We start from the raw sequence: 1,597 nt of genomic DNA on the forward strand, positions 1-1,597 counted from the left end.
TGTAAGCAGCCAGGCCATGCTGGGGGCAGAGCCGGTCCTTGCCTCGGCGCTGGCCGTTTCCACAGCCATCGCCCTTATGCACATGACCCAGACCCTGCACCCTCCGGGCGGAGCCACGGCCCTTATTGCCGTTATCGGCGGGCCTGGCATCCACAGCATGGGCTACTGGTACGTCTTGCTGCCTTGCGCCGCAGGAGCCGTGTGCATGCTTTTGCTGGCCCTTGCAGCCAACAACCTTGCCGCCGGGAAAAAATATCCCACATTCTGGTGGTGAAACGCCGACTTGCCACGCAGCACCAAAAAGGGTAGCCCTTTTCTTTTCCGGTATCCGGCGAGGTTTGCAACATGTCGAGCATTTCCCCCGCGTCCCCCCTGGCGGAGGGGCTGCGCCGCGCACTGCCCATTGTTCTCGGGTATACCCCGGTAGGCTTTGCCTTTGGCGTTCTGGCGGTCAAAAACAACATTCCCCCTTCCCTGGCTGTCGCCATGTCGGTACTCATGTTTTCCGGCTCGGGACAGTTTGTCTTTGCCAGCATGTGGGGAGCGGGAGCAGGAGCGCTGTCCATCATGGCGGCGGTTTTTATCGTGAATCTGCGTTACCTGCTCCAGTCGGCCGCAGAGTCTCCCTGGCTGGCGGGGCTGCCCCGCATGCAGCGCTTTCTGCTGGGGCTTGGCCTTACGGACGAAACTTTTGCCGTCCACATCACGGCCTTCCAGAACGGCTGGAAGCGCAACCTGACCACACTATTTGTGTGCAACCAGACCACACAGCTTGCCTGGGTGGGCGGCAGCGCCATAGGAGCGTTTTGCGGCGAACTGGTCAGCGATGTAAAACCCCTGGGCCTTGATTACGCGCTTACGGCCATGTTTCTGGCCCTGCTGGTGCCGCAGTGCGTGAGCCGCCTGCATGTTCTGGTGGCCCTTTTCACCATGACCCTGTCCATTGCCCTCAAAAGCGCGGGTATGAGCCAGTGGAACATCGCCGTTGCCACAGTGGCGGGCGCAAGCCTGGGTACGGCCCTGCTGCTGTACCGGGAGAAAAAGGAAAACGCGCGCTCCCGCACGCCCGCACATTCCGACGAGGTGCGCTCATGAATGAATCCGGCTGGCTTGATACCCACACGGGCCTCATCCTGTGCATTCTGGGCAGCACCCTGGTAACCCTGCTGCCCAAGATTCTGCCCGTCACCTTTCTCAAGGGCGACAACCTGCCCCCGCTTCTCCGGCACTGGCTCTCCTTTGTTCCTGTGGCGGTCATGGCCGCGCTGGTAGGCCCGGACATCTTCATCTACGAAGGTTCGTTCAATGCCGGGCCGTCCAACCTCTTTCTCATGGCGGCCCTGCCGGCGCTGGTGGTGGCGTGGTGGAGCAAAAACTATTTTCTGACCATTGTTGTGGGCATCGGCCTGGTTATTCTGCCGATGCCAACAATTCAAGGCCTGTGGAATTTTTCAAAGACCTGTTCGCTGTAATGTATGGCCTGTGCCATCTTCGTGCGCCTCGTCACAAATTCCGCTTCAAGTGCAAGCTGTACAGCATGGACGCCACCACCATCAGCCTATGCCTGTCCATCTTTCCCTGGGCGTCGTTCCGGCGG

Annotated in this window: 3 protein-coding genes; all 3 read left to right on the forward strand. The window is 60.2% G+C overall.

Annotated features, from left to right (window positions below; genetic code table 11):
• On the forward strand, nucleotides 1–274 hold a 274-nt coding region (locus V6C16_RS12810), incomplete at its 5' end, for an HPP family protein (protein ID WP_333543393.1).
• Between the two features lie 71 nt (nucleotides 275–345).
• Entirely contained in the window at nucleotides 346–1,095 is a 750-nt protein-coding gene (locus V6C16_RS12815; RefSeq protein ID WP_333534457.1) for an AzlC family ABC transporter permease, read from the forward strand.
• Nucleotides 1,092–1,472 (forward strand): AzlD domain-containing protein, encoded by a 381-nt coding sequence (locus V6C16_RS12820; protein WP_333543394.1) that lies wholly within the window; start codon nucleotides 1,092–1,094, stop codon nucleotides 1,470–1,472. Before V6C16_RS12815 ends, V6C16_RS12820 begins: the two co-directional genes overlap by 4 nt.
• Nucleotides 1,473–1,597: the final 125 nt, after the last annotated feature.

Origin of the sequence: Desulfovibrio sp. 1188_IL3213, from assembly GCF_036763145.1 — a bacterium.
Lineage (GTDB): Bacteria > Desulfobacterota > Desulfovibrionia > Desulfovibrionales > Desulfovibrionaceae > Desulfovibrio.